A 25,504-nucleotide genomic window follows, 5' to 3' on the forward strand; every position below is an offset into this window, starting at 1 on the left:
TCCGAGGATAAGATCTTCATCATAACGCAGAGATTGGAAGAAAAAGCAATTCTTCAAGGTAGCCTTGAGCTGCAATAACCCAAGGAGTAGAGAGATGTCCATCCCCCAACAGCTTGACACCACCATGCAGCTGCTGCAGAAGGTCCTTGATCTGCGTGCCAAAAATCAGCAGGTCATCAGCTCCAACATCGCCAACGCAGAGACCCCTGGGTATGCCGCAAAGTCCCTCCAGTTTGAAGACGCGCTGAAAGGTGCAATGGCCGACGGCAACCTTAAGCCGGTGGCCACCCATCCCCAACATATCCCCCTGGCGCCCTCTCACCTCTCCCAGGTGGAGGGCACCCTGAGCGAGACCGTGGACCGCACCGGCATCGGCGACGAAAACAGCGTCAGCGTTGACCAGGAGATGGTCAAACTCTCAGAGAACCAGATCCTCTACGAGGCAGCCGTCACCATGCTCAACAAAAAAATGTCACTCCTCAAATACACCATCAACGGTGGCGCATAAATTGCATGATTTATCAATACCAGCCAGACCCGGCCAGGGGCAGCCTGCTTTTCAACACAAGAGGCGGGCAGGTCGTCCCCTGTCCCGGGCCGACAAGATGAAAGGGTCGTTTGAAAGGATCATTTTTTCAAACTCGCCTGAAGCCGTCAGCCGTGTTCAAGGTGCTTCGCTGAACACGGGCGCAAACCAGTCAGACATCCGGGTACCAGAGAGATCACTTCATGGAGAGCCACTATGGATATTTTCACCACCTTTGACATCGCTGCCTCGGGCTTGAAGGCCCAGCGCACCAGGCTGAACACCATCAGTTCCAACCTGGCCAACGCAGAGACCACCTCCACGCCCGAGGGCGGTCCCTACAAAAAGAAATCCGTAGTCTTCCAATCCGAGCCGGTTTCGTTTAAGAACCAGCTGAACAAATCGATCAACAACCACGCAGAGGGCGTCAAGGTGGCCAAGATCATCGAAGACCAGGAGCCGCCCCAGAAGGTATACAACCCTGCACATCCCGATGCAGACGATGATGGCTATATCGCGCTCCCAAATGTCAGCGTCATCAAGGAGATGGTTGACCTGATGTCGGCCACCCGTTCCTACGAGGCCAACACCACCACCATCAAATCGGCCAAGAGAATGGCCCTCAAGGCCCTGGAAATAGGGAGGTAGATAGATGCTACCCTTGCAGAACATCCCCCCGATCGCCCTCACCCCGGTCAAGAACGAAGCCTCTGAGGTAGCCAACCTGAGCGACTCCTTCCAGGAGATCCTCAGCAATATGGTCGAAGGCGTCAGCGGTGAGCAGCAGCAGGCTGATCAGGCGATCCAGGAGCTCCATGCAGGCGGCGAAAAAAATCTTCACGAAGCCATGATCTCCATGGAGCAGGCAGACGTGAGCCTGCGCTACATGGTCCAGGTGCGCAACAAGGCCCTGGAGGCCTATCAGGAAATCATGCGGATGCAGGTCTAAGCCGAATCTGATCAGTTATGAAACCCTAGGCTCAGGAGACAGATTGAATTTCTTAATACAGAGACAGGGGACAGATCTTTTTTCATAAAAACCATGAAGATAGATCTGCCCCCCGGACTCAAAGGAGAAATAAAATCAGCCCCCTGTTTAGATGGATAGATAATTCTGCTGGGTATTGTACCTTATCAGAAAGCCGCGTGCAGGATCCGGCAACCATTACCCCGCTCATCACATGGGTACTCTGAAACATTCGATTTTTTGATTTTCAAGGTAGCCACAAGTTTTTGATTTACCCGGCAAGGATGCTTTATGGCTGAAGAAACTCCCCCTGTCCAAGCAGATAAAAGTGGTTGGCAAACCCTGATCGATACCCTCAGAGCTTGGCCGCTGTCGCGTAAAATCGCCCTGGGGGCGGTAACCGCCGGCGCGGCCATCCTCTTTGCCGTCATCATTCTCCAGGCACGGACGGCAGACTACCAACTGCTCTACGGCAACCTGGCCAAGTCAGATGCTGCGGCCATGGTTGAATGGCTCAAGGGCCAGAACATCCCCTATCGACTCAACAACAACGGTCGCAATATTCTGATCCCCAGCAGCGGCGTCCACGAGGCCAGATTAAGCCTGGCCTCGGCAGGCCTCCCCCAGGGGGGAGGGGTAGGGTTTGAGATCTTTGACAAACAATCCTTCGCCCTCACCGACTTCGTTCAAAAAGTCAACTACTCCAGAGCCTTACAGGGAGAGCTCGCTCGCACCATAGCCTCGCTGGGCCCGGTTGAAACGGCCAGGGTACACCTGGTTCTCCCGGAGAAGAGGCTCTTTAAGAATCAACAAAAGCCGGCCACCGCCTCGGTGATCATTAAACTTGCCCCAGGCAGGCGGCTGGCTGAATCACAGGTGGAGGGCATCACCCACCTGGTGGCAGGTTCCATCGAGGGGCTGAGCCAGGATGATGTTACCATCATCGATCAGAACGGGAATGTCCTTACCCAGACCGGTGATCGGAACATGATCGGCAACCTCTCGCCGGACATGCTCCAGTTCCAACTCCAGGTTGAACAGCACCTGGAAGAGCGTGCCCAGGCTTTACTGGACAAGGCCCTGGGCTCCAAGAATGCCATGGTCCGGGTAACGGCGGCCCTGGACTTTGCCCACACCGAAAAAACAGAGGAACTCTTTGACCCGGAAGAACCGGTCATCCGCAGCGAACAGCTCAGTGAGGAAAAATCAGGCTCTGAGATTGTCGGCGGTGTCCCGGGGGTCCAATCCAACCTCCAGGGCAATACCAACCCCATGGCCGGGGCCTCTCCCCCCTCTTCGCGCTCACAAAAAACCACCAACTACGAGATCAGCAAGGTGGTTTCCAAAACCGTCAACCCGGTTGGCACCATTAAAAGAATCTCCGTGGCCGTGCTGGTCGCAGACAAACTCCTGCCCGCAAGCGGGGAGCAGGAGGAGCGCTCGGAACCGCGCAGCGAGGAAGAACTCCTGGCCCTGGAGAAGATGATCAGTTCCGCCCTGGGACTGGATAAGACCAGGGGCGACAAGATCGAGGTCACCTCCATGCCCTTCAGCGAGGCGCCGCTCCTACCCGGGGATGAAGGCTTGACCGCCTCTGCCCTGAACCAGTATATGCCTATCATCCGCTACGGCCTGTTGCTGCTGGGCGGGTTGCTGGTCTACTTCCTGATGGTTCGGCCGGTGATCAAGATCCTGCGCGGCGAAACCACCCAGCACTTCAAGACCGTGGAGGAGCTGGAGGCCGAAGAGGCGGAAAAGAGCAAGGTAGCGGTGGAACAGGAACGGGAAGAGCTGATGCTCAAGGACCCAATCATGCGAATCCGGAAAAACGTTGATGCCAATCCGGTCTTTAGTGCCCATATTTTAAAGAGCTGGATCAAAGAGAGTTGAGAGAGAAGCTGTACCCGAAAAAAAGGCGACGGATTCACCCTCAAACCAAGGGATCCTGAGCCGGAGGTGAGCTTGCCCCCCCCTTACAAATCGAATCATTAACCAGATATTTATGGCTGCACCTGACAAACAACTCAACGGAATCAGTAAAGCTGCTATCCTGCTGATCTGCCTTGGCGAGGAGACCGCCACCAAGATCATGCGGGAACTTTCCGACGACGAAATATTTAAAGTCTCCAGATATATGTCCACCGTTGAACACATCCCGGAGAAGGTAAAGCAACGGGTCCTGGAGGACTTTGAGCTCGCCATCGAGAGCCAGGCAGGCCTGGTCGTTCGGGGTCAGGACTTTGCCAAAAAGACCATTGCCGGAGCCGGCAGTGAGGAACGGGTCTCCACCCTGATGCGCCAGTTCGTCTCCGGGACCGAAGGGAAACCGCTGGAGACGGTATCCAAGATGCAGCCGCCCATGGTTGCAGGACTGCTGGAGAGGGAGCATCCGCAGACCGTGGCCCTGGTTCTTTCCACCCAGACCCCGGAACACACCAGCGCCATCATCGCCAACCTTCCCGAGGAAAAACGTGCCGATGTGATCTATCGCATCGCCACCCTAGACGCTGTTTCTCCCAGTGTCATCAACCAGATAGAAGAGGCCTTGAACAAGGAGATCGGGGTGGTTGCCGGCGGCCAGGATCAGCGACAGGTCGGCGGCGTCCCCAAGGTGGTCGAGATCCTGGACAACATGACCGACAACCTTGACTCGGACATCCTGGATAATCTGGAAGAAATTGATCCGGACATGGTGGAAGATATCAGAAAGCTGATGTTTACCTTTGAAGATCTCAGCGCCCTGGATGGCCGCTCCATGCAGATGATCCTCCGGGAGATCAATAACGATTCCCTGACCCTGGCCTTAAAGACGGCCTCCGAAGAACTCAGGGAGAAGATCTTCTCCAACATGTCTGCCCGGGCAGCAGACATGATCAAAGACGACCTGGAAGCCCTTGGCCCGGTCCGGCTCTCAGAGGTGGAGGCCATGCAACAGACCATCGTCAAGATCGCCATGAAACTGGAAGAAGAGGGGAAGCTGGTCCTTGGCCGAGGAGGCGGAGATGAACTCGTCTAAGGTCTACAAACATGACGCGGCCTTCATGCCGACCCCTCTGGTCCAGGAGGAGATCACCCTCCCCCCGGTCAGGGAAGAGGAACAGGAGGAGAAGCAGGAAGAGGAGGCTGTAGAGGAACAGGCAGCGGCCCCCCCGCCCTCCCCGGAAATCGATCCGCCGGTCGAGGAGGCTGCGCCGGTCATCCCGGAAGAGGAGCAGGAAGCCATCCACCAGGAGGAGCTGATTGACATTGCACAGATCCAGGAAGAGGCCTACAATAAGGGGGTACATGACACCCGCGCTCACTACCAGGAGGAGCTCCTCTCAGGCGTTGAGGCCCTGGCCAAGGGCTGCCGCCAGCTCGACGAGCTCCACCGCTCACTCCTGGAAGAGCACCGGGTCGAGATCATCAACACCACCATCAGTCTCTGCCGGAAGATTATCGGTCAGGAACTGGAAACGCGGCGCGATATCATTGCCAACAGCCTTGAAGTTGCCCTGGAGCAGGCCATTGCCAGCGAGGAATTCATCGTCTCCATCCATCCTGATGATCTGGAGATCGCGCAACAGGCCAGCCCTGATCTGATCTCCCGTGTACGCGGACTCAAACAGCTCACCATCCGACCGGACCAGGAGATTGCCAGGGGCAGCTGCCGCCTTGACTCCAACACCTGCTCGGTTGACGCCACCCTGGAGATGCAACTGAACAATGCCAGAATCTTTCTCGAAGAGCATACCCCGCCCCTGGAGCAGCCCCCGGAGGATCGAGAGCAGGCCGCAACCGATCAGCTCTGAGCCGGTTTCAAACAGAGCGATCACTATCCGGGACCGCAGGCAGCCGCCCCACGGTATGGATCAGCGCCCAAGGAGCTTCTTTGCCCATGTTTCTACCTGAGCCCAGCATACTCGACAACTTCTCTCCCATCGGGGTTTACGGTAAGGTGCAGCGCATTGTCGGCCTGGTGGTGGAGGGCTCCTGTCCCCAGGCCTCCATCGGCTCGCTCTGCGAGATCATTCCCCTGGGGGGAGGGACGCCGGTGGCGGCGGAGATAGTAGGTTTCAATAACGACCGGGCCCAGCTTATGCCCCTGGGAGAGTTGCGCGGCCTGGGTCCGGGCGCGCTTATTCGAGTCCGCAACCAGCAGGCGGTGATCAAGGTGGGCAAGGAGCTGCTGGGCCGGGTCATTGACGGGATGGAACAGCCGGTGGACGACGGACCTGCCTTGAACCTGGACCGGCAGCAAGCGCTCTATGCCCTCCCACCGGGACCCATGCAACGCGATACCATCGACCAGCCCCTGGATCTGGGGATCCGCTCCATCAACGGGATGTTGACCTGCGGCGTGGGTCAGCGCATGGGGATCATGGCCGGTTCAGGGGTGGGAAAGAGCGTGCTCCTCGGCATGATGGCCAAATATGCCACGGCTGATGTCAATGTCATTGCCCTGATCGGTGAACGTGGTCGGGAGGTACGGGAATTCATCGAACGTGATCTGGGCAAAGAGGGGTTAGCCCGCTCAGTGATCATTGCGGTGACCTCGGACCATCCTCCCCTGCTCCGCATGAGGGGCGCCTACCTGGCAACGGCCATAGCCGAATATTTCTGCAGCCAGGGTAAAAATGTGCTCCTGATGATGGATTCCGTCACCCGCTTTGCCATGGCCATGCGGGAAATCGGCCTGGCCATCGGTGAACCCCCGACCACCAAGGGATATACCCCTTCAGTTTTTGCCACCCTTCCCAAGCTCCTTGAACGGGCGGGTAAGTTCCAAAACCAGGGCTCTATCACCGGCCTCTACACTGTGCTGGTCGACGGCGATGACCTGACCGAACCCGTTGCCGATGCGGTCCGCTCCATCCTTGACGGCCATATCGTCCTCTCCCGCAGTATTGCCGCCAAGAATCACTATCCGGCCATTGATGTGATGATGTCCACCAGCAGGGTCATGCGGGATATTGTCAGCCCCAGGCACCTGGAGTTGGCCGGCAAGATCCGCAGCGTCATGGCGGTCTACCAGGAGTCGGAGGACCTGATCAACATCGGCGCCTACTCCGGCGGCAGCAGCGCCAAAATCGACTACGCCATCTCCAGAATCGACGCGATCAACGATTTCCTCACCCAGGGCATGAACGAGGCCTTCAGCCTGGAAGAGACGACCGGTGTCATGGGTTCCCTGGTCAGTGAGCGAACTGGCAGTGACCGGAGACGCCCCAGCCGAAGAGGCAAAGACCGAAGAAAATCAGGGAGCGGCTGAGAACACCTTTGCCGTCCGCCCTGTGAGCAGGCGCTGCAGACAGACCCGGCCACCGTGAACCGGTGGCTGCAGCTATCAAGAATCCCTGAGCAGAGAGACAGAGAGAGCCGACCATGCAAGCCTTCCAACTCCACGCTGTCCTCAAATTTCGTCGTCGACTGGAAGGCAGCGCCAGGCAGGGCCTTGCCACAGCCCTTGAAGAGGAGGCCAAGGCCTCACAGATCCTTGCCCGTCATCAGCAGGAACTTGAAGGGCTCTACCACTCTAGCCAGCAGCACAAGACCGCAGGCACCACCATCAGCCAACTGATCATGATCGAGAACAGGGTATCCAGGGTCCAGGAGGAGCTCGCCCTGGCCAGGGAAACCATGGCAAAGGTGCAGGCCAGGGTCCACAAGCAACGTCAGGCCCTGCTCAAGGCGAGTCAAGATCGACAGATTATAGAAAAAATGGAAGCCCAGCAAAACCTCGCCTTCCGGAAATATCTCACCAAAAAGGAACAGGCCATGCTCGATGAGCTGGCCGTTCTCTATCACAACAGATAGGAACAGAGTTCCATCACCTTACTGCTTCAGGGTATCCCCATGAGACCACGCCGCCTTGTTTACCTGTTCCCCCTTCTCCTCTTCTCAAGCCTGGCCCTGGCTGAACCAGGGCCAGTTGACGATCGTCCTGCGGCAGGCAATGGCCAGGAATACGCCTCTGTGGAAGAGCGCCGCCTCCTGGTGGCCCTCAAGGAGGAACGCACAAGCCTTGAACAGGAGCGACAAGATCTCGCTGCTCAAAAAAAGGCGCTAAAGAGTTTACAGGAAGAAGTCGATAGAAAACTAAGCCAGCTCAAACAGCAACGTCTGCAGCTGGAAGAACTGCTCGCTGACAAGGATGCTCGGGAGCTGAAGCGGATTAAGGATTTAAGCAAGATGTACGAAAAAATGGCGGCAGAAAAAGCGGCTCGTGTTTTCACCAGCCTGGATCAAGGGCTGGCAGTTTCTATTTTGGAAAAGATGAAAACCAAAGCCGCAGCAAGAGTGCTCAACAACATGGATCGTGAGAGAGCCGCCGCACTGACAACTGCCTTCTCAAACCTGGAGACCCCTTAGACTAGATGCAGGCCTTCTCTTCTTCCCCAGCAGATTTTTTAGCCCCACCACCCTCCGGACGGCAAGGAGCGGCTGGCACAGCGGTGCCGGAGGAGCGATTCTCCATGCACCTGGCTGCAGCAGCCCCCCAAGCCTCCGCCGAGGCGGCAGACGGGCACGATCCAGCCCCGGAGATGCCAGCCGCAAGCAGCCAGCCGGAAGAGGCGGAACCCTTAGCTGCCGAGAACCAAAACCTGATCCTTCCCTTCCAGCTTGGCCCGGACAGGGAGCTCTCGCTCCAAATCCAGCCAAGGGAGCTGCCCCTGGCTGGAGGCAGCCTCCAGCCGATCGACGCACAACAGCCCCAACAACCTCAACAGCTTAATGCAGGGCAGGCGCTGGCGGCCCAGCTATCGCCCGGGCAACACACCCAGGAACAGACGATGGCCCAGCTGTCACCCGTACAGGAGCGCCAGGAGCAGGCGCTGGCAGGCCTCCTGAAAGAGATTATCCGCTCCACAGAGGGAACGAGGGCTTCGGGATCTCCGGAGACGCCGAACGTTCCGCCCGGCCCGGGTAGAGACAACGGGGCCGACCGGGGCTCCATTGCCCAGATCCATCTCAACGGACAACAGGAAACCGATAAGGGCACCAGGGCATCCCTCGCCCAGATCCATCCCAGCAGGCAACAGGGGACAGCGCAGGAGCTGACCCCCCAGCCAGCCCAGGCCACCGGCAGCAGCGGCAGAGAGCGGGATTACACCCTGAGCACGGCTCCGGGAAGCAGCATCAGTGAACTCCGCCTGCAACCGGCTGGAAAAACTGCCCAGACACCGATTCCGGAGCAACAGTCGTCGCTGCCCGCTGGGACCAGGCAACAGCCCCAGGCAGCTGTTGGAGCAGCTGGATCCGCTCAGGCGGCTCCGGAAAAAATCACCTCTTCCCCCCAGGGCCAGCTGATTACGGTCTACCAATCCAGTGACAACGAAGAGATAGCGGCAAAGATTGCCGCCTCCGGCCAGGCCGGCACCAGGGAGCAGAGCGGAATCCGCCAGGACGCCAACAGTAATTACATCCACTCCACTCTTCCCAGCAATTCGGTCAAGGCCATGCTGAATCAAGGTCAGGAGCAGGCAGCCAGCGGTGAGGGGAACCAGCAGCAGAACCCTGAAGCCCTGCTCCAGCAGGAGAACCTCAACATCTCCGAACAGCCGGCCAAGGATAACCTGGCTGCCTCCTCTTTTAGCCTCAACCCGGCCGGGAGCTCCCTCGGCCCGACAGCCGCAGCCCCTGTTCCTCCGGGCACCCCGCTCTTACAGCTGCCCTCCGGGATCACGGTTCCGGAAGCAGCGGTGATGGATCAGGTGATCAATCACTTCAGCGCCACGACCAAGCTGGAGTCCGGATCCATTCATCTCAGACTTCACCCCCAGGAACTGGGCGAACTACGGCTGGAGATAGAGGTCAAACAGGACAACATCAAGGCCCACATCACCACCCAGAACCCACAGGCCCAGGAGGCGCTGGATCGCCACCTGCCCAGACTCCGGGATGCACTGGAGCAACAGGGACTGCACCTGAGTGAGGTGGAGATCAGCGTGGCTCCCAGCGACCAGTATGACGGCCAACGCTTCCAGGAGAACGAAGCACGTCATCAACTGGCGCAAGCCTTCAGAACCGATACCCAAACCAGCGTCCCCAGCGAGACCGACGGAGCGGAAACAGAACCAGCACCTGCTGCAGAGCAGCGCCTGAGCCTACGGGTATAAGGAGAGGATAAGTATCATGGCAGAGATTCCTGGAATAACCAGTCCGCAGGCGACAACGACCCCTGCAACCACAGCAGACAAGAAGAAAGACGCCCTTGGCCAGGAGCAATTCTTAACCCTGCTGGTTGCCCAGCTCAAGAACCAGGACCCGCTCAATCCAACGGATGCCACCGAGTTCACGGCCCAACTGGCCCAGTACAGCCAACTGGAGCAGCTCTTTAGCCTCAACAGCTCCATGGAGCAGCTGGCAGACGCCCAGAATAACTCGCAACGGATCTCGGCCCTCTCCCTGATCGGTAAAGAGGTCCTGGTGGAGGGCTCCAAGCTCAACCTGGGGAGCAGCCCGGTGGAGATCGGTTACAAGGTCAAGGGCCAGGTGAGCGGGCTTGAGCTGCAGATCAAAAACAGCTCAGGCGCCACCGTGGCCACCCTTCAGGGAGAGAACCTCAAGGAGGGCAACCATTCCATCAGCTGGAACGGCCTGGACCGCGAGGGAAACCCCTTGCCCCCGGGCAGCTACACGGTAACGGCCCAGGTACAGACCGAGGACAAGGCCAGCAAGGCAACGGTCACTCCGCTGGTGCGTACCCAGGTCACCGGAGTCAACCTGGAGGGGGCCGCACCCATGCTGGTAACGGCCTCAGGCGAATTCAGCATCGACGCCATTCAAGGCGCCTTTGACACCAGCCAACAATCAGACAGTGCCAAGGACCAACCAACGGAAGGTGGGGACCAGGCAGATGGAGCAACAACAACAGACAAGGCAATCTCTGCAGCAAAGGATGGCGCGGGGATAATTGAGGGTACGAAAGAGGGAACTGAAGAGGAGACGGATACCGCCTGATCTTCGACCCTGTTTTCCACCCTGTATACAAACGACAATTATCCATCTTTTCTCACCACCCAGGAGGTTGCAATGGGCATCCAGAGTGCAATGTTCAGCGGAGTAAGCGGACTCAACACCAACTCCCAAGCCATGAGCGTCATCGGTAATAACCTTGCCAACACCAATACCCTCGGTTTTAAAGGCGCCCGTTCGGTCTTCTCAGACCTCTTATCCAGCAATGTCTTCGGCTCCGGCGGCACCTCCCAGGTCGGACGCGGGGTAGGCCTCTCCACCATTGATAACATCTTCAGCCAGGGCACCTTTGAAACCACCAACTCAGACACCGATGTGGCCATCGAGGGCGAAGGCTTCTTTGTGGTCAGCGAACTGGCCAACGAGTCCATGTACTACACCAGGGCCGGCGCCTTCCGCTTCAACGAGGAGGGCTACCTGGTCAATCCGGAGAACTTCATTGTCCAGGGCAAGGCCTTTGACGATGCCGGTGTCCTACTCCCGGGCGATCCCGGCAACATCCAGGTCACCAATGTCGGCCTGATCGAGGCCAAGCCCACCGGCGAGCTGACCTACACCACCAACCTGGACGCCAACTCCGACGAACTCGGCGTGGGCGCCATCGATGCCGCCCTCCCCGCTACCTACAACTACACCGCCTCCAGCCAGGTCTTTGATTCCCTGGGAGAGCCCCACCTGGTCTCGGTCTACTGGCGGCTGGAGGACACCGCGACCAACACCTGGGGAATGGCCTATGCCGTTGACGGGGGGGCCGCGGTCGCCCTCCCCGACAAGCTGGCCTTTGACGGCAAAGGCCTCCTGGACACCGACGGCGACGGCAACCCCACCGGCGAGGCCGACCCGCCCCTGGTCTCTGCCATAACCATCGCGGACTGGGGAAACGGTTCAGATCTCAACCAGGTGATCGACCTCACCTTTGACTGTACCCAGTTTGACTCGGCCTCGGTGGTGATCGGCCAGAACCAGGACGGCTATGGTGCCGGCGAGTTGACCAACGTGGCCATTGACGGCGACGGCATCGTGGTCGCCTCCTACTCCAACGGCGAAGAGGTCAAGATCGCCCAGCTGGTCCTGGCCAAGTTCCAGAATCCCGGAGGACTCTCCCTGGCCGGTTCCAACCAGTACGCTGCCACCGAAGAGTCCGGTACCATCCGGATAGGACTGCCCGGCCCGGAACTGGGGAAAATCTTTACCAACTCCCTGGAACAGTCCAACGTGGATATGGGCCAGGAGTTTGTCAAGATGATCACCACCCAGCGCGGATTTCAGGCCAACTCCAAGATCATCTCCACGGTGGACGAGATGTTGGGCGAGCTGATCAACCTCAAACGCTAAGTTGCTGTCAATTTTCTGACTTCACGCCGCCTGCCTCGGATCGGGACAGGCGGCCTCCTGGCTGAACCCCTGAAAGGAGCAGCTCCCAGCTCGCCTCCAAGCTGCCGGTCAAGAGAAGATATCAACCTGGTTTAATGAAAAAAAACACCCCTCAGCGCTGGACCGGATCGAACCGGGCAGAACCATCAGAAAGCAGAGCAGCTAAGCCCCTGATATAGTGTCCTGATCATCCCCCAGGACAGCTGCCTGTGGAGCCGCTCCCCTGGCTCGCCCCCCCCTCTCCCCTCTCGCCTGTTCCAATTCCCCTGGCGTCCTTTTTGCATCTTGTCATTATCCCTGAATTTAGGTACACTTTGAGCCAGGGTACCAACTCTTCAGCAAATTTCTCCTCTCAGGAATCAACACGTGGATATTGCAACCATAATAGGAATTGTAGCGGCATTTGGCCTGATGCTCATGGCCATCCTCCAGGGTGGCGGCCTGGGCATGTTTATCGATGTCGCTTCAATGCTTATTGTTTTTGGCGGGACCGCCGGGGTCGCCCTGATCAACTTTCCCCTGGGCGATGTGATCAGTGCCATCGGAGTGGCGAAAAAGACCGTCCTCATCAAGGAGGCCAACACCAACGAACTCATCGCCCAGTTGATGGAGTTTGCCAACAAGGCCCGAAAAGAGGGGATCCTCTCCCTCCAGGGCGCCATAGATACCGTAGAAGACCAATTTCTGGTCAAGGCGCTGCAGATGGCCGTGGACGGACAGGAGCCGGACGATCTGAAGGCCATGCTCAATACCGAGATTGACTACATCCAGGAACGTCATAGCGGCGGGGCTGAAATATTCACCTCCCTGGGAACCATCTCGCCGGCAATGGGAATGGTCGGCACCCTGATCGGTCTGGTCCAGATGCTCCAGAACATGAGCGACCCCTCCTCCATCGGTCCGGCCATGGCCGTGGCCCTGCTCACCACCTTTTACGGGGCGGTTCTGGCCAATATTTTATTCAATCCCATGGCAGGGAAGCTGAAGACACGTTCAAAAACCGAGCTGCTCCAAAAAACCGTTATCGTGGAAGGCATGGAATCGATCCTTTCCGGCGAAAACCCCCGGGTGATGGAACAAAAACTCCACGCCTATATTGCCCCGAAACTCAGAGAATCTGTCTTTCAATAGGATACCGGAAGCTCCATGGCAAAAAAACAAGAAGAATGCCCCCTGGGTGCTCCACTCTGGATGGTGACCTTCAGTGACCTGGTCACCCTTCTGCTGACCTTTTTTGTCTTGCTCCTCTCCATGGCCAGCATGGACCCGGTCAAGTTTGTCCAGGCCAAGACCTCCATCAAGGATACCTTTGGCTGGCGAACCACGGCAGCGCCCAAACAGTATACCATTCCGGTGATTCAATCACCGCCCAAGGCTGAATTCACCCCCATCCCCAGAGAAACCAAGATGACCTATTTCAAACGGGTGAAGAATGACCTGGAGATGACCAAACTCATGGATCAGGTGGAGGCCATTGAAAAGGATAATGATTCCATCGTGCTCCGCATCCACGACTCGATCCTCTTTGACAAGGGCAAGACCAGCTTAAACCCCTCTTCCTACCCAATGCTGCGGAAAATTGCCGACATCGTCCGTCCCCTGCCCATGACCATCCGGATTGAAGGCCACACCGACGATACCCCGATCGCGCGCCCCTCTATGACCAACTGGGACCTCTCGGTGGACCGGGCAGTCTCGGTGATGCGCTTTTACAATCGGGGCGAGATCTTTTCCATTGATCGCATGGCCGCAGTTGGCTATGGGGATACCCGGCCGGTGTCCCCCAACACCAGCGAAGAAAACCGGCAAAAAAACAGAAGGGTTGATTTTATTCTCAAGAGTAACCGTAAGGTCGATCAATTCAATCGACCGGTCAGCCCCATTCCCTTTTAACCTCGGTATACCGTCGTCAAGGATAGACATCGGGATAATATCGTCAAGGATAGGACATTATGGCACAAGACAACGCCGCAGAAGCCCCGGAAGAAAATGGCGGGGGAAAGAAGAAACTCATTATCATCATTGCAGCGGCCGTCATCCTGCTCATTGGAGCAGGAGCGGCTGCCTATTTTCTTTTTCTCAAAAAAGATCCGCCCCCGGAAGAGGAGGCCAACGAACAGGTTGAAATGATCCAACCGGCACTGGACGATGCCGAGATCGGCCCCATGGTCAACATCGAAGAGTTCATCGTCAACATCATCGGCAATGACTCGGCCCACTATGTAAAGGCCTCCCTCACCCTGGAGCTCAGCAACGAACAGGTCATGGAGGAGGCGAACAAACGGATGCCCCAGATCCGCGATGCGGTGCTGCTGCTGATCGGCAACAAGACCTTTGAAGAGCTCCAGGATCTCCAGGGCAAGAAGCAGGTCAAGGCCGAATTGAAGAGCAAGCTGAACTCCTTCCTACAGTCGGGCAAGGTGAAAAACATCTATCTCACCGATTTTGTGGTCCAGTAACGGTTATGGAGCCTATCCTCAGCAAAGATGAAATCGCTGATCTGCTTACAGCGATCAAAAGCGGAGAGATCTCCACAGATACCGTTGAAGGCGGCACCAGCCAGGCCCCGAGATTTCTTCAGGCAAAGGAGCTCGATCTCTTTCAAACCTATCAGCGCGCCGCTGCCAGCGGAGAAGCCCGGATACCGAACTTCGATATCATCATTGATATGTTCGCCAGGAACTTCGGCACCAGCCTGACCAACACCCTCCAGCGCTCCTTTACCGTGGAACGAGCCGAACTCAACTCCACCACCTTTCAGCAGAGCCTGCTGGATCTCAACAATCAGGGGGCCGTTGGTATCTTCAGCACCGACCCCCTCAAATACGGCTGTCTCTTTCACTTTGACACCTTCATGGCCTTTACCCTCCTGGAAATCATGTTGGGTTCATCGGTGTCCAGTGAATCCGTCACCTTAAACCGGAACCTGACCACCATTGAAATCAGTATCCTCAAGAACACCATGATGTCCATTGCCCAGGACCTGCGCAAGGCCTTCAACCCCATCACCCAGATGAACCCCAGCCTCACCAAGATCGAAAACAACTTCCGCCTGGTCAATATCGTCGATGCCGAGGCAGAGGTCCTGGTGGCCAGTTTTCAGGTCAGCGTCGGCGGCGAACAGGCCGGAGAGATGCGCTTCATCATCCCCTACCTCACCGTAGAACCCTTCCGCGAGGCCTTCAAGGAGATGGTCACCATCACCCAGGCAGCCTACAGCTGGAGCAAGGTCTTTATCCGCGAGGCCATGGAGATGGAGGCCACGGTCATTGCCAGATCCGGCCTGATCGAGATGACGATTCGAGAGATCCTCCAGCTGCAGGCGGGAGATATCCTTGATCTCGGTTACGATCCGGACCGGCCCGTGGACATCATTGTTGAAGATCAGCCCAAGTTCCTTGCCATTCCGGGAGAGAGGGACGGCAAGAAGGCCTTTCACATTACCAATCAATACAACAGCAGCACCTATGGAGAATCCCATGGCAACACCTGAGCACCCCTCTTCAGCGGCCCCCAACACCCTCAACCCGGAAGAGACCGCCGAACTGCTGGAGGAAACCCCCTCCAGGGCTGCTCAGCAGCCCTCCCCCGGAGGACAGCAGAGGGGCCTGGAGTTCCTCTTCGATGTACCGCTCCAGGTCTCTGTGGAGGTGGGAAGAACCAAAATCCTGCTCAAGGACCTGCTCCAGATGGGGGAAGGCTACGTGGTGGAGCTGGACAAACATGCCGGAGAACCTCTGGACCTCTATGTCAACTCCCGGCTCATTGCCCGGGGAGAGGCGGTGAAGGTGGGAGAAAAATTCGGCATTAAGCTCACCGAGGTGGTCAGTCAACTGGATCGGTTGGAAAAACTGGGTTAAGATCATGTCCCCTCGCCTCCCCCTCAGCCTTGGCCTGCTCCTGACCCCCTGTACAGCGCTCGCTGCCGATGCCCCCTCCATGGGGGCGATGCTGCTGAAGACCAGCTGGGCCCTGTTGCTGGTCATCGGCCTGATCCTGATCCTCTATGGGCTGGTTAAAAGGAAACTGCTCCCCGGTTCCCTCCAGGGCAAGGCGATCACCATCCTTGAGGTCAAGCCGGTGATGCATAGAAACAGCCTGGCCCTGATTGAGGTCCACGGTCGAGAACTGCTGGTGGCTGTCAGCAACAACGGTGTCCAGCTGCTCAGCCAGTGGGACCGAGCCGCGACCGAGCCTCGAAAAGACTTTCAGCAACACCTGGACGAGCAGCCATGAACGGCAAAGCCCTCCTAGCGATGGCAGCTCTGCTCCTGCTTGCCCAGAACGCGGCAGCGGTCAACCTGCCCACCCTGAGCCTGGGAGTCACCGAGGCTACCAGTCCGGAAGAGGTCTCCACCGGTCTGCAGGTCCTCTTTGTCCTCACCGTCCTCTCCGTTGCCCCGGCAATCCTGCTGATGACCACCGCCTTTACCAGGATTGTCATTGTTCTGGGATTTGTCCGCCAGGCCATGGGCACCCAGAACACGCCGCCCAATCAGGTCATCCTCGGCATGGCCCTCTTTTTGACCCTGTTCGTGATGGCACCGGTCTTGAACACCATCAACAACACCGCCCTGCAGCCCTATATGGAGCAGCAAATCAGCCAACAACAGGCCCTGAACCAGGCGGTGGAGACCATGCGTGACTTTATGTTCAGCCAGGTACAGGAGGGGGAACTCCAACTCTTCATAGATCTCACCAAAGAACCGCAACCCGAAGACAGAGAAGATATCTCCACCATGATCCTGATCCCGGCCTTCATGCTCTCGGAGCTGAAGCGGGCCTTTCAGATGGGATTTCTCATCTATGTTCCCTTCCTGGTGATCGACATGCTGGTGGCCTCGGTGCTGATGTCCATGGGAATGATGATGCTGCCCCCGATTATTATCTCCCTCCCCTTCAAGCTCCTCCTCTTTGTGCTGGTGGATGGCTGGCAACTGGTGGTGGGATCCCTGATGAGCAGTTTCGGCTGACCGCCGGGCTGAAAAAACACGAGAAGACCATGACCCCTGAGTCTGTGATCCACATCGGTCGAAAGGCCGTTGAAACCATCCTGCTTGCCGCAGCCCCCATGCTCATTATAGCGATGGTGGTCGGCCTGGTGATCTCCATCTTTCAGGCTGCCACCCAGATCAATGAGCAGACCATGACCTTTATCCCCAAGATCGTTGCCGTCTTCATCGCCCTGTTGATCTTTGGCCCCTGGATCATGAACCTGCTGATCACCTTTACCACCGGCGTGATCACCGGCATCGCCACGGTCGGCCGCTAAGTTCTCAGGCCCTGGGACGCCCGGTCACGCATGGACCTTCAACTCATTCCCCTTGGGCAGTTTCAGGACTTTCTGATCTGTCTCTCCAGGGTCATTGCCCTGATAGCCGCGATCCCGGTTTTCGGTGGCAGCCAGCTGGCCGGGCGGATCAAGGTGGGAATCGCCGTGATCACCGCCCTGCTCCTCTTTCCCCTGATGGCTCCCTATACGCCAAAACCCGTCGGTTCCATCCTGGAATTAGGACTCCTTTTGGTGAACGAGGTCCTCCTGGGGGCACTTCTGGGCCTGGTCGCCCAGCTCATCTTTGCCGGAGTGGGCCTGGGCGGAAGCATCATCGGCTACCAGATGGGTTTTGCCGCAGCCAACATCTTCGATCCCCAGACCACCCAACAGCTCTCCTTGATGAGCCAATTTATCAATATTCTCTCCCTGTTGATCTTTCTCTCCCTGGATATCCACTACTTTTTCTTCCATGCCATCCTGGAGTCCTACATACTCCTCCCTCCCGGGGGCCTCAATCTCTCTGGGGAGGCCATCCCCAGGCTGATGGAACTGGCCAGCGAGATGTTTATCCTGGGGGTTAAGTTCAGTGCCCCCATCCTCTCCCTGCTGCTGATCTCCAACCTGGTCCTGGGTATCCTGGCCAGGGTCTTTCCCCAGCTCAACGTCTTCATGCTCTCCTTTCCCATGAACATCGGCATCGCCTTCCTGGTCATTGGTTTGACTCTCAACATCGTGCTGCTGATCCTGCGTCGTGAATTTGACACCATGATGAACAACATCATCCAGCTCTTCACCCTCCTGCGTCTACCCTAGGGACAACTGGCGGCCCCAAGCTTGAGCCGGAAGGCGACAAGATCCGCTCCAACGCTCTGCCAGAAAAAAAAGTACAAGCCGGTGCATTGTTTGCATGAAAGAAGGCGAGACATCGACGAAGCTATCCCCCCATAATCACGCAGAGATTTCATGGCAGAGGACACCTCCAGCGGCGAACGCACAGAATCGCCTTCGGCAAAAAGACGCGAAGATTTCCGGAAAAAGGGGCAGGTAGCCCAGAGTAGGGAGGTGCAGACCGCTGCCCTGTTCACCATCCTGCTCCTCTTCTGGCTCTTTTATGCCCCGATTTTTTTCTCCCGGATCGAGGAGGTGATCATCGCGGTCTGGAAAAACAGCGGAAGCTACGCCATCACCCCGCCATCGATCATGCAACTCTCCTACTTTCTGGCCAAAAACCTGGGCCTGCTGCTGAGCCCGCTCTTTCTCCTGGCCATGGTGATCGGCTTCTTCTCGACCTTCCTCCAGATCGGCTGGCTCTTCACCGGCCAGCCGCTGACCCCTGACCTGAGCAAGCTTGATCCCATCAAGGGAATGGGACGTTTTTTCTCGAAGAAGTCCCTGGTTGAGCTGATCAAGTCCCTGAGCAAGGTCCTCCTCATCGGCTGGGTCGCGTACCAGACCGTGAGGGGTGAGTTTGAGAAGGCACTGGTCCTCGGTCAAATGGAGCTCAGTGCAACCCTCAGCTACCTGGGCACCACCGCTGCCCTGGTCATGGCCAAGGCCGTGGCGATCATGATCTTTCTGGCAGCACTGGATTTTGGCTTTGTCCGCTGGGAGATGGAAGAGAAGATGAAGATGACCAAACAGGAACAGAAGGAGGAGATGAAGGAGACCGAGGGTGACCCCCACATCAAGTCAAAAATCCGTGCCATCCAACAGCAGCTGGCCCGGAGCAGGATGATGGAGGCCGTACCCGAGGCCGACGTGGTGATCACCAATCCCACCCGGATTGCGGTGGCCATTAAGTATGATCCCAGCGCCATGGAGGCCCCGGAGGTGGTCGCCAAAGGCCAGGAGATCGTTGCCGGCAAGATCCGGGAGCTGGCTCGGGAACACGAGATCCCCCTGGTGGAGAACCCGCCAGTGGCAAGATTATTGCATAAAAAAGTTGAGATCGGCCAGGCCATCCCGGAAGAAATGTTCAAGGCGGTGGCAGAAATCCTTGCCTATGTCTATTCTTTAAAAAAGACCTCGAGATAAATGGAAACAGCCAAGCCCCGAAACCTCATCAGCGCCACGAACCTGGAGGCAATCCTCCAACGGAGTGACATCTTCGCCTCCCTGGGACTGGTGGGTATTCTGGCCTTGATGATCATCCCCCTGCCGCCGCTGGTCCTGGATCTCTGCCTCTCCTTTAATATCACCCTGGCCATGCTGATCCTGATCATCAGCCTCTACACCCAGCGGGCGGTGGAGTTTTCCATCTTCCCCTCCATCCTCCTGGCCACCACCCTGTTTCGGCTCTCCCTGAACGTGGCCTCAACCCGTCTGATCCTGCTCCACGGCCACGAGGGCATGGGGGCAGCAGGTTCGGTGATCCAGGCCTTTGGCCAGTTCGTGGTCGGCGGCTCCTATGTGGTGGGTCTGGTCATCTTCATCATCCTGGTGATCATCAACTTCATCGTCATCACCAAGGGTGCCGGCCGGATTGCCGAGGTTGCCGCCCGCTTCACCCTGGACGCCATGCCCGGCAAGCAGATGGCCATCGATGCGGACCTCAATGCCGGTCTGATCGATGAGGCCACGGCCAAACAACGGCGCGAAGATATCTCCAACGAGGCCAACTTCCACGGGGCCATGGACGGTGCCTCCAAGTTTGTCCGCGGAGATGCCATTGCCGGGATCATCATTACCCTGATCAACATCGGCGCCGGTTTCATCATCGGGGTGCTCCAAAAGGGGATGCCCATGGCTGAAGCGGCGCAGAACTATACCATCCTCACCATCGGTGACGGCCTGGTTGGGCAGGTCCCGGCCCTGATCATCTCCACTGCCGCCGGTATGCTGGTCACCCGCTCTGCCGGTCGGGATGATTTCGGTTCAGAGCTGAAGACCCAGTTCACCAGATACTCCAAGGCCCTCTGGGTGGTGGCAGCGATCCTGCTGGGCTTTGCCCTGATCCCCGGCCTGCCCTTTTTTCCCTTTCTGGTCATTGCCTCCGGCCTGGCCTTCACCGCCTACCGGATCGACAAGGCAGAGCGTGAGAAGCAACTGGCCGAGACCCTGATCGAACAGCCTGAACCCACGGTCCAACCTGATGAAGATTACGAACAGATGCTCAATGTGGACCTGATCGAATTTGAGGTCGGCTACGGCCTGATCCCCTTTGTCGACGCTGCCCAGGACGGTGAGCTGCTCCAGCGGATCCAATCCATCCGGAAACAGTTTGCCATCACCTCGGGTTTCATTGTCCCGCCGGTACATATCAAGGATAACCTCCAGCTCAACCCCAATCAGTACACCATCAGTCTCAAGGGGGTCCAGATCGCCAGCGCCGAGATGATGCCCGGCTACTTCATGGCCATGGATCCGGGCATGGTGACCGAGACCATCAAGGGGATCCCCACCCAGGAGCCTGCCTTCCAGCTGCCGGCCATCTGGATCACCGAAGACAAGCGGGAACAGGCCCAGATCGCCGGCTACACCGTGGTGGACTGCACCACGGTGATCGCCACCCATATCAGCGAGGTCATCAAGCAGCATGCCCACGAGCTCCTGGGACGCCAGGAGTCCCAGAACCTGATCGACAACCTGGCCAGGACCTATCCCAAACTGGTGGAAGAGCTGGTGCCCAACATCCTCAACCTGGGCTCTATCATGCGGGTCCTCCAGAACCTGCTGCGTGAAGGGGTCTCCATCCGGGACCTGCGCTCCATCCTCGAGACCATGGCCGACTATGCACCCATGACCCAGGATACTGACGTGCTCACCGAATATGTCCGCCATGCCCTGTCCCGCTCCATCTCCGCCGCCCATACCCAGGGTGACGGCACCATGGCGGTGATCACCATGGACCGGCAGGTGGAGGAGACCATCCAGTCCGCGGTCCAGCATCGGGAACATGGCAGCTACCTGGCCCTGGATCCCGCTGTCGGTCAACAGATCCTGGACAGCCTCAGCAACCTGATCAGCAACTACCCCGGCGGACAGCAGCCCGCATTACTGGTTATCCCCCAGATCCGACCCCATGTGCGCCGTCTGACTGAACGGTACTTTCCCAATCTGGCCGTACTCTCACACAATGAAATCACCACCAATGTCAACATTCAGTCCGTGGGAACGGTAAACATCAATGCAAGTTAAGGTTTTTGAAGCGACAGACATGGCCAGCGGTCTCAAGCAGGTCAAGGAGACCTTTGGCCCGGATGCCCTGATCCTCTCCACCCGGACCATCCGCAAGGGCAAGCTTGGCCTGATGAGTAAACCGGTGCTGGAAATTACCGCTGCCATCGACAAGGGCTTCCAGGAAGAGCCCGTCTCCCCAGCCACCTCAATGCCTCAACACGCTTCACCGCTCCCTGCCCCAGCCAGGAGACAGTTCGCCTCTGCTGCGCTCACAGGCAGGAGCGAACCGGCCGCAGCCAGAGACGAACTGAGCTACGAGACCCTCTGGGAGCCACCGGCAGCCCGGGATGAAGCCAGCAACGAACGGAGCTCCGGAGAAACGGCCCAGCTCAAGAGCGAAATTGCAGGCCTCAAGGATACCCTGAACGGACTCACCCGCCAGATCTCTTCGCTCCAGCCCCAGGCTGCGCCGGCCAAGGCCTCGGTCAAGCCCGACTTTACCGTTCCCGGCAGGCCGGCTCAAGGCAACCATCCCCTGCTGGGGATGCTGGAGGAGTACGGTCTCAACCAGGCCACCCAGGCCGCCGTTGCCGCCCAGGCGGATGAGATCCTCTATTCAGCCGGCAGCGGCAAGGAGCTTGACCTCCACTCCGTGGTCAAGGGGGTCATTGCCAGGATGATCACCACCCAGAAGCTTCTCCACACCAAGATCCGAGAGCAGCAACGGATCAGCCTGGTGGGCCCCACCGGGGTTGGCAAGACCACCACCATAGCCAAGATGGCGGCCAACTACCTCAGCCGCTTTGGCGGCAGGATCGCCCTGATCACCATCGATACCTATCGGATTGCCGCCGTGGAGCAGCTCAAGGTCTATGGAGAGATCATGCGTCTGCCGGTGGAGGTGGTGATCAAACCAGAAGACCTGGACCAGGCGCTGGAAAGATTCCAGGACTATGACCTGATCCTGGTGGATACGGCAGGCAGAAGCCCCAGGAACCGAGGCGATCTGGAAGAGATGGCCGCCTTCCTCCGCCCCCAGCACAACATCTCCAACCATCTGCTGCTCTCCGCCACCACAAGGGAACGAGAACTTCATGATACCATTAACAATTTCAGCATACTACCAATCAGCACCTTTCTTTTCAGCAAGCTTGACGAGTGTGAGCAACTGGGAGTCATCTTAAATATTCACAGCGCCCACCACACCCCTATTTCCTATCTCACCAACGGCCAAAGGGTTCCGGAGGACATCATCGCCCCCAACCCGGCTGTTGTCGCAGATTTTATCGCAAACGATCACAGGAACCCGAATAATGGCTGATCACCCAGCGCGCCCTTTAGACCAGGCTGATACCCTGAGGGCAATGAATCCACCACCTGCCCCCCCCCCTCATCCCGGGCCACCCGCGTCTTTGCCGTTACCAGCGGCAAGGGAGGCGTGGGCAAGACCGCTGTGGTCGCCAATGTGGCCGTCCTCCTTGCCCGGATGGGCAAGCGGGTCCTGATCCTGGACGCAGATCTCGGTCTGGCCAACATAGATGTGGTCTTTGGTCTGGCACCGGGCTACAATCTCAACCATTTCTTTGCCGAAGAACAGGAACTGGACGACATCCTGGTCGAAGGTCCCATGGGCATCAAGATCCTGCCTGCAGGTTCAGGGGTACAGCGCTTTACCCGGCTGAGTGCCAACGAAAAGATGCGGCTGTTGGAGGCACTGGATGCCATGCACAATGACTTTGACTTTGTGCTCATCGATACCGAGGCGGGCATCTCTGAAAATGTCACCTACTTCAACACCGCAGCCCACGAGATTCTGGTGGTAACCACCCCCGAGCCCACGGCCATCACCGATGCCTATGCCCTGATGAAGCTGCTCTCCACCCAGTACCATGAGAAGCATTTCAACCTGATCGTCAACTTTATCAAAAACGAAGAAGAGGCCCTGGATGTCTACCGTAAACTGACCATGGTGGCCAACCGCTATCTGGACATCTCCATTGACTATATCGGCTCCATCCCCCGGGACAAGATGATGATCGACGCCATCCGCAAACAGCAGGTGATGGTCGAACTCTACCCGGACTCAAAAACCAGCAGTGCCTTTGCAGCCCTGGCCCGGAGCATCATGCAGGAGCCCCAGTCCATCGAGCCCAAGGGCTCTATCCAGTTTTTCTGGAAACGGCTGCTTGATTTCGGCTCCAAATAAACAACCAGAGGGACCCTTATCTCCATGTATCCACCGGTACCGCCACTCGATGATCGCTCCCAGATGATCAGGGACCACCTCTCCCTGGTTGAACTGGTGGTCCAACGTATGGTTTCCCAGGTGCCCTCCTTCATGACCAGGGAGGACATGACCAGTGCCGCCATGGTAGGACTCACCGATGCGGCCAACCGCTTTGACCACGCCAAGGGTGTCAAATTCCGGACCTTTGCCGAATATCGGATGCGGGGCGCCATCCTGGATGAAATGCGGAAGATGGACTGGTTCTCCAGGTCCATGCGCGACAAACAGAGCCGTCTCACTCAGACCATGCTCCGCCTGGAGCGGCAACTGGGCCGTTCTCCGGAGGAGGATGAGATGGCCGCTGCCATGAACATCAGCCTGGAGGAGTATCACACCATGCTCAATCAAGTCAGTCATCTCGGTTGCGTCAGCCTCCACGAGACCCTGGATCACAGTCCGGAGGGACGGAACTTTCTCGATTCCCTGGAAGACATGGCCGGACCAGCCCCCATGGAGCGGATAGAAAAGGAGGAGTTGAGCTATCTCCTGGCCGACATCCTGGAAGAGCTCTCGGAAAAAGAACGACTGGTGATCGCCCTCTACTACTACGAGGAGCTGACCCAGAAAGAAATCGCAGAGGTGATCAGTGTGTCCGAGGGCCGGGTTTCCCAACTCCATAGCCAGGCCCTGCTCAAACTGAAGGTAAAGCTCCTCAACTCGGCGGCCTGGGCATAAAAAATGCATAGAAAAAGCTGGGAGGGATATTATTTTTGCCCTCTGCCCCACTCGTACCAGGAGAGACCATGACCACCCACATCGCCGTTGTTCTCTGCTCCACCCTGCTCGGCTTCTGCCTCAGCCTGATCGTCATGATCCTCTTAGGCAAGGCCCGGCCCCACAGCAGACAGGGTGAAGACGAGCGGATCAAACAACTCCAGGCCAAGCTGGACCGCGCCCTCGGCGGGCAGCCGGCCGCCCCTGAGCACCACTCCTTTGCAAAATCACTGGCCCAGGCCAGCCTGACCACCGAGCTGCAGTTCCCCCGCTTACAGCGACAGACCCGTGCCCATCAACCGCCACCGGAGAAATATACCATTCTCAACAAGCTGATCTCCCGGGGCCTGGACAAGGAGGAGATCGCCTCCATCCTCGGAATCTCCAGGATTGAGGCCTCCCAACTCATGACCCTCCGCTCCATGGCCGAGGCCGAGCGGTCCGGCAACTGAACCGTCACCCAGGCCGGGAAAGAGTGTTTAAGAAACCGGCAGCAGACACCGAAAGAGATAGAGAGCTACCCCTTACTCAACCCAAGGCAACCATGGTTTCAGGAAAATACAGCGCCCTCAGCGGGGCAGTGGCACGGGAGCAGGCCTTAGACAACATCGCCGCCAACCTGGCCAATGTCAACAGCAGCGGATTCAAGAAAAACAAGGTCAGCTTTGAGGCCATTCTCCGCGGCACCCGCCAGGTCGGCGAGGCAGGGGGCCTCAACTACTCCCGGATCCGGACCATTGGCACCAACTTCGACCAGGGAGGTCTCCAGGAAACCGGTCGCGATCTTGACCTGGCCATCAACGGTGAGGGCTTTTTCAAGATCCAGGCCGGCGCAGAGACCCTCTACAGCCGCGCCGGCCACTTCAAGCTCGACGAAAACGGGATGATCAAGACCCCTGAAGGCTACCAGCTGCTCGGTGCCGGCAACCAACCCCTGCAACTCCTTGAGGCCCAGGGGAAACAGATCTCCATCGATGACAACGGCCTGGTCTCAATCGATGGGGTCGATGCCGGGGTGCGCTTCCAGGTGTTCACCGTCGCCGACCAGAGCCAGCTGAAGCCGGCCGGGCAGAGCCGTTTCCGCCTTGCCCCGGAGGCAGCATCCCAGGCCAAGGAAGAGTTCAGGCTGGTCCAGGGCAGCCTGGAGACCTCCAATGTCAACATGATGGAGGAGATGGCCTTGATGATCAATACCCAGCGAAAATTTGAGGCCCATCTCAAGGCCCTGGAAAATTATTCACGACTGAGTGACAAACAGGATGAACTCGGCTCCCTGGGCTGATT

Annotated in this window: 28 protein-coding genes; all 28 read left to right on the forward strand. The window is 57.8% G+C overall.

The genetic code is table 11. The features are described from left to right. Window positions 1–94: 94 nt before the first annotated feature. The 28 genes from flgB to flgF all read left to right on the forward strand — a co-directional run bounded on the left by flgB (window position 95) and on the right by flgF (window position 25,502). Complete coding sequence (gene flgB / locus G494_RS0117025) at window positions 95–508, forward strand: flagellar basal body rod protein FlgB (protein ID WP_028585471.1); 414 nt, start codon at window positions 95–97, stop codon at window positions 506–508. A gap of 234 nt (window positions 509–742) precedes the next feature. Further along, window positions 743–1,174: a flagellar basal body rod protein FlgC gene (gene flgC, locus G494_RS0117030; RefSeq protein ID WP_028585472.1), complete on the forward strand. Its 432-nt coding sequence runs from the start codon at window positions 743–745 to the stop codon at window positions 1,172–1,174. A gap of 4 nt (window positions 1,175–1,178) precedes the next feature. Continuing rightward, complete coding sequence (gene fliE, locus G494_RS0117035; protein ID WP_028585473.1) at window positions 1,179–1,475, forward strand: flagellar hook-basal body complex protein FliE; 297 nt, start codon at window positions 1,179–1,181, stop codon at window positions 1,473–1,475. 309 nt (window positions 1,476–1,784) lie between these two features. Beyond that, the gene (fliF, locus tag G494_RS0117040) at window positions 1,785–3,383 is read left to right on the forward strand and encodes a flagellar basal-body MS-ring/collar protein FliF (protein WP_028585474.1); all 1,599 of its coding nucleotides are present in this window, start codon (window positions 1,785–1,787) and stop codon (window positions 3,381–3,383) included. A gap of 112 nt (window positions 3,384–3,495) precedes the next feature. Then, a complete protein-coding gene (gene fliG / locus G494_RS0117045) occupies window positions 3,496–4,509 on the forward strand; it encodes a flagellar motor switch protein FliG (protein WP_028585475.1) in 1,014 nt (337 codons plus the stop codon). Then, a complete protein-coding gene (locus G494_RS0117050; protein WP_028585476.1) occupies window positions 4,496–5,284 on the forward strand; it encodes a FliH/SctL family protein in 789 nt (262 codons plus the stop codon). Before fliG ends, G494_RS0117050 begins: the two co-directional genes overlap by 14 nt. An 86-nt stretch (window positions 5,285–5,370) precedes the next feature. Further along, entirely contained in the window at window positions 5,371–6,744 is a 1,374-nt protein-coding gene (locus tag G494_RS24210; RefSeq protein ID WP_035247276.1) for a FliI/YscN family ATPase, read from the forward strand. Window positions 6,745–6,857: 113 nt separating this feature from the next. Next, window positions 6,858–7,289 (forward strand): flagellar export protein FliJ, encoded by a 432-nt coding sequence (fliJ, locus tag G494_RS0117060; RefSeq protein WP_028585477.1) that lies wholly within the window; start codon window positions 6,858–6,860, stop codon window positions 7,287–7,289. A 39-nt stretch (window positions 7,290–7,328) separates the two neighbouring features. Next, window positions 7,329–7,844, forward strand: a complete 516-nt coding sequence (locus tag G494_RS0117065; protein ID WP_028585478.1) for a MotE family protein — start codon at window positions 7,329–7,331, stop codon at window positions 7,842–7,844. 104 nt (window positions 7,845–7,948) lie between these two features. Next, window positions 7,949–9,592, forward strand: a complete 1,644-nt coding sequence (locus G494_RS0117070) for a flagellar hook-length control protein FliK (RefSeq protein WP_028585479.1) — start codon at window positions 7,949–7,951, stop codon at window positions 9,590–9,592. 16 nt (window positions 9,593–9,608) lie between these two features. Then, window positions 9,609–10,436, forward strand: coding sequence for a flagellar hook assembly protein FlgD (locus tag G494_RS24215; protein ID WP_084457037.1), 828 nt, complete (start codon window positions 9,609–9,611; stop codon window positions 10,434–10,436). Between the two features lie 72 nt (window positions 10,437–10,508). Then, the gene (locus G494_RS0117080) at window positions 10,509–11,786 is read left to right on the forward strand and encodes a flagellar hook protein FlgE (RefSeq protein WP_028585480.1); all 1,278 of its coding nucleotides are present in this window, start codon (window positions 10,509–10,511) and stop codon (window positions 11,784–11,786) included. Window positions 11,787–12,191: 405 nt separating this feature from the next. Then, window positions 12,192–12,956 (forward strand): motility protein A, encoded by a 765-nt coding sequence (locus G494_RS0117085; RefSeq protein WP_028585481.1) that lies wholly within the window; start codon window positions 12,192–12,194, stop codon window positions 12,954–12,956. Between the two features lie 15 nt (window positions 12,957–12,971). Further along, on the forward strand, window positions 12,972–13,718 hold the full coding sequence (locus tag G494_RS0117090) for an OmpA/MotB family protein (protein WP_028585482.1): 747 nt from the start codon (window positions 12,972–12,974) through the stop codon (window positions 13,716–13,718). A 59-nt stretch (window positions 13,719–13,777) separates the two neighbouring features. Continuing rightward, window positions 13,778–14,284 carry a flagellar basal body-associated FliL family protein gene (locus tag G494_RS0117095; RefSeq protein WP_028585483.1) on the forward strand — a complete coding sequence of 169 codons (507 nt, stop codon included), beginning with the start codon at window positions 13,778–13,780 and terminating at the stop codon, window positions 14,282–14,284. Between the two features lie 5 nt (window positions 14,285–14,289). Further along, the gene (locus G494_RS0117100) at window positions 14,290–15,318 is read left to right on the forward strand and encodes a flagellar motor switch protein FliM (protein WP_028585484.1); all 1,029 of its coding nucleotides are present in this window, start codon (window positions 14,290–14,292) and stop codon (window positions 15,316–15,318) included. Further along, a complete protein-coding gene (gene fliN / locus G494_RS0117105) occupies window positions 15,305–15,685 on the forward strand; it encodes a flagellar motor switch protein FliN (RefSeq protein WP_028585485.1) in 381 nt (126 codons plus the stop codon). Before G494_RS0117100 ends, fliN begins: the two co-directional genes overlap by 14 nt. Before the next feature lie 4 nt (window positions 15,686–15,689). After that, a complete protein-coding gene (locus G494_RS24220) occupies window positions 15,690–16,061 on the forward strand; it encodes a flagellar biosynthetic protein FliO (protein ID WP_051305818.1) in 372 nt (123 codons plus the stop codon). Next, window positions 16,058–16,798: a flagellar type III secretion system pore protein FliP gene (gene fliP, locus G494_RS0117115; RefSeq protein WP_028585486.1), complete on the forward strand. Its 741-nt coding sequence runs from the start codon at window positions 16,058–16,060 to the stop codon at window positions 16,796–16,798. Before G494_RS24220 ends, fliP begins: the two co-directional genes overlap by 4 nt. Window positions 16,799–16,827: 29 nt before the next feature. Beyond that, window positions 16,828–17,097, forward strand: coding sequence for a flagellar biosynthesis protein FliQ (gene fliQ, locus G494_RS0117120; protein ID WP_028585487.1), 270 nt, complete (start codon window positions 16,828–16,830; stop codon window positions 17,095–17,097). 30 nt (window positions 17,098–17,127) lie between these two features. Next, window positions 17,128–17,913: a flagellar biosynthetic protein FliR gene (gene fliR, locus G494_RS0117125; RefSeq protein ID WP_028585488.1), complete on the forward strand. Its 786-nt coding sequence runs from the start codon at window positions 17,128–17,130 to the stop codon at window positions 17,911–17,913. Between the two features lie 150 nt (window positions 17,914–18,063). Then, window positions 18,064–19,134, forward strand: a complete 1,071-nt coding sequence (flhB, locus tag G494_RS0117130; RefSeq protein ID WP_028585489.1) for a flagellar biosynthesis protein FlhB — start codon at window positions 18,064–18,066, stop codon at window positions 19,132–19,134. Continuing rightward, complete coding sequence (gene flhA, locus G494_RS0117135) at window positions 19,135–21,237, forward strand: flagellar biosynthesis protein FlhA (RefSeq protein ID WP_035247279.1); 2,103 nt, start codon at window positions 19,135–19,137, stop codon at window positions 21,235–21,237. Next, a complete protein-coding gene (flhF, locus tag G494_RS0117140) occupies window positions 21,227–22,540 on the forward strand; it encodes a flagellar biosynthesis protein FlhF (RefSeq protein WP_084457039.1) in 1,314 nt (437 codons plus the stop codon). Before flhA ends, flhF begins: the two co-directional genes overlap by 11 nt. Window positions 22,541–22,657: 117 nt before the next feature. Further along, window positions 22,658–23,425: a MinD/ParA family protein gene (locus G494_RS24225; RefSeq protein WP_153305930.1), complete on the forward strand. Its 768-nt coding sequence runs from the start codon at window positions 22,658–22,660 to the stop codon at window positions 23,423–23,425. A 24-nt stretch (window positions 23,426–23,449) separates the two neighbouring features. After that, complete coding sequence (locus G494_RS0117150; protein WP_028585492.1) at window positions 23,450–24,181, forward strand: FliA/WhiG family RNA polymerase sigma factor; 732 nt, start codon at window positions 23,450–23,452, stop codon at window positions 24,179–24,181. A 68-nt stretch (window positions 24,182–24,249) separates the two neighbouring features. Beyond that, window positions 24,250–24,672, forward strand: a complete 423-nt coding sequence (locus tag G494_RS0117155) for a hypothetical protein (RefSeq protein WP_028585493.1) — start codon at window positions 24,250–24,252, stop codon at window positions 24,670–24,672. A gap of 92 nt (window positions 24,673–24,764) precedes the next feature. Beyond that, window positions 24,765–25,502 carry a flagellar basal-body rod protein FlgF gene (gene flgF / locus G494_RS0117160; protein WP_028585494.1) on the forward strand — a complete coding sequence of 246 codons (738 nt, stop codon included), beginning with the start codon at window positions 24,765–24,767 and terminating at the stop codon, window positions 25,500–25,502. The last annotated feature ends 2 nt before the right edge of the window (window positions 25,503–25,504 follow it).

Origin of the sequence: Desulfogranum mediterraneum DSM 13871, from assembly GCF_000429965.1 — a bacterium.
GTDB lineage: Bacteria > Desulfobacterota > Desulfobulbia > Desulfobulbales > Desulfobulbaceae > Desulfogranum > Desulfogranum mediterraneum.

Coding starts and splice junctions, on each gene's coding strand:
- G494_RS0117100 (WP_028585484.1), top strand. CDS start 14,290: ATGGAGCCTATCCTCAGCAAAGATGAAATCGCTGATCTGCTTACAGCG.
- fliR (WP_028585488.1), top strand. CDS start 17,128: ATGGACCTTCAACTCATTCCCCTTGGGCAGTTTCAGGACTTTCTGATC.
- fliF (WP_028585474.1), top strand. CDS start 1,785: ATGGCTGAAGAAACTCCCCCTGTCCAAGCAGATAAAAGTGGTTGGCAA.
- flgF (WP_028585494.1), top strand. CDS start 24,765: ATGGTTTCAGGAAAATACAGCGCCCTCAGCGGGGCAGTGGCACGGGAG.
- G494_RS0117080 (WP_028585480.1), top strand. CDS start 10,509: ATGGGCATCCAGAGTGCAATGTTCAGCGGAGTAAGCGGACTCAACACC.
- flgC (WP_028585472.1), top strand. CDS start 743: ATGGATATTTTCACCACCTTTGACATCGCTGCCTCGGGCTTGAAGGCC.
- G494_RS0117150 (WP_028585492.1), top strand. CDS start 23,450: ATGTATCCACCGGTACCGCCACTCGATGATCGCTCCCAGATGATCAGG.
- flhA (WP_035247279.1), top strand. CDS start 19,135: ATGGAAACAGCCAAGCCCCGAAACCTCATCAGCGCCACGAACCTGGAG.
- G494_RS0117095 (WP_028585483.1), top strand. CDS start 13,778: ATGGCACAAGACAACGCCGCAGAAGCCCCGGAAGAAAATGGCGGGGGA.
- G494_RS24215 (WP_084457037.1), top strand. CDS start 9,609: ATGGCAGAGATTCCTGGAATAACCAGTCCGCAGGCGACAACGACCCCT.
- G494_RS0117050 (WP_028585476.1), top strand. CDS start 4,496: ATGAACTCGTCTAAGGTCTACAAACATGACGCGGCCTTCATGCCGACC.
- G494_RS0117070 (WP_028585479.1), top strand. CDS start 7,949: ATGCACCTGGCTGCAGCAGCCCCCCAAGCCTCCGCCGAGGCGGCAGAC.
- fliN (WP_028585485.1), top strand. CDS start 15,305: ATGGCAACACCTGAGCACCCCTCTTCAGCGGCCCCCAACACCCTCAAC.
- flhB (WP_028585489.1), top strand. CDS start 18,064: ATGGCAGAGGACACCTCCAGCGGCGAACGCACAGAATCGCCTTCGGCA.
- fliJ (WP_028585477.1), top strand. CDS start 6,858: ATGCAAGCCTTCCAACTCCACGCTGTCCTCAAATTTCGTCGTCGACTG.
- fliE (WP_028585473.1), top strand. CDS start 1,179: ATGCTACCCTTGCAGAACATCCCCCCGATCGCCCTCACCCCGGTCAAG.
- flhF (WP_084457039.1), top strand. CDS start 21,227: ATGCAAGTTAAGGTTTTTGAAGCGACAGACATGGCCAGCGGTCTCAAG.
- fliQ (WP_028585487.1), top strand. CDS start 16,828: ATGACCCCTGAGTCTGTGATCCACATCGGTCGAAAGGCCGTTGAAACC.
- G494_RS0117090 (WP_028585482.1), top strand. CDS start 12,972: ATGGCAAAAAAACAAGAAGAATGCCCCCTGGGTGCTCCACTCTGGATG.
- G494_RS24220 (WP_051305818.1), top strand. CDS start 15,690: ATGTCCCCTCGCCTCCCCCTCAGCCTTGGCCTGCTCCTGACCCCCTGT.
- fliP (WP_028585486.1), top strand. CDS start 16,058: ATGAACGGCAAAGCCCTCCTAGCGATGGCAGCTCTGCTCCTGCTTGCC.
- G494_RS0117065 (WP_028585478.1), top strand. CDS start 7,329: ATGAGACCACGCCGCCTTGTTTACCTGTTCCCCCTTCTCCTCTTCTCA.
- G494_RS24210 (WP_035247276.1), top strand. CDS start 5,371: ATGTTTCTACCTGAGCCCAGCATACTCGACAACTTCTCTCCCATCGGG.
- flgB (WP_028585471.1), top strand. CDS start 95: ATGTCCATCCCCCAACAGCTTGACACCACCATGCAGCTGCTGCAGAAG.
- G494_RS0117155 (WP_028585493.1), top strand. CDS start 24,250: ATGACCACCCACATCGCCGTTGTTCTCTGCTCCACCCTGCTCGGCTTC.
- fliG (WP_028585475.1), top strand. CDS start 3,496: ATGGCTGCACCTGACAAACAACTCAACGGAATCAGTAAAGCTGCTATC.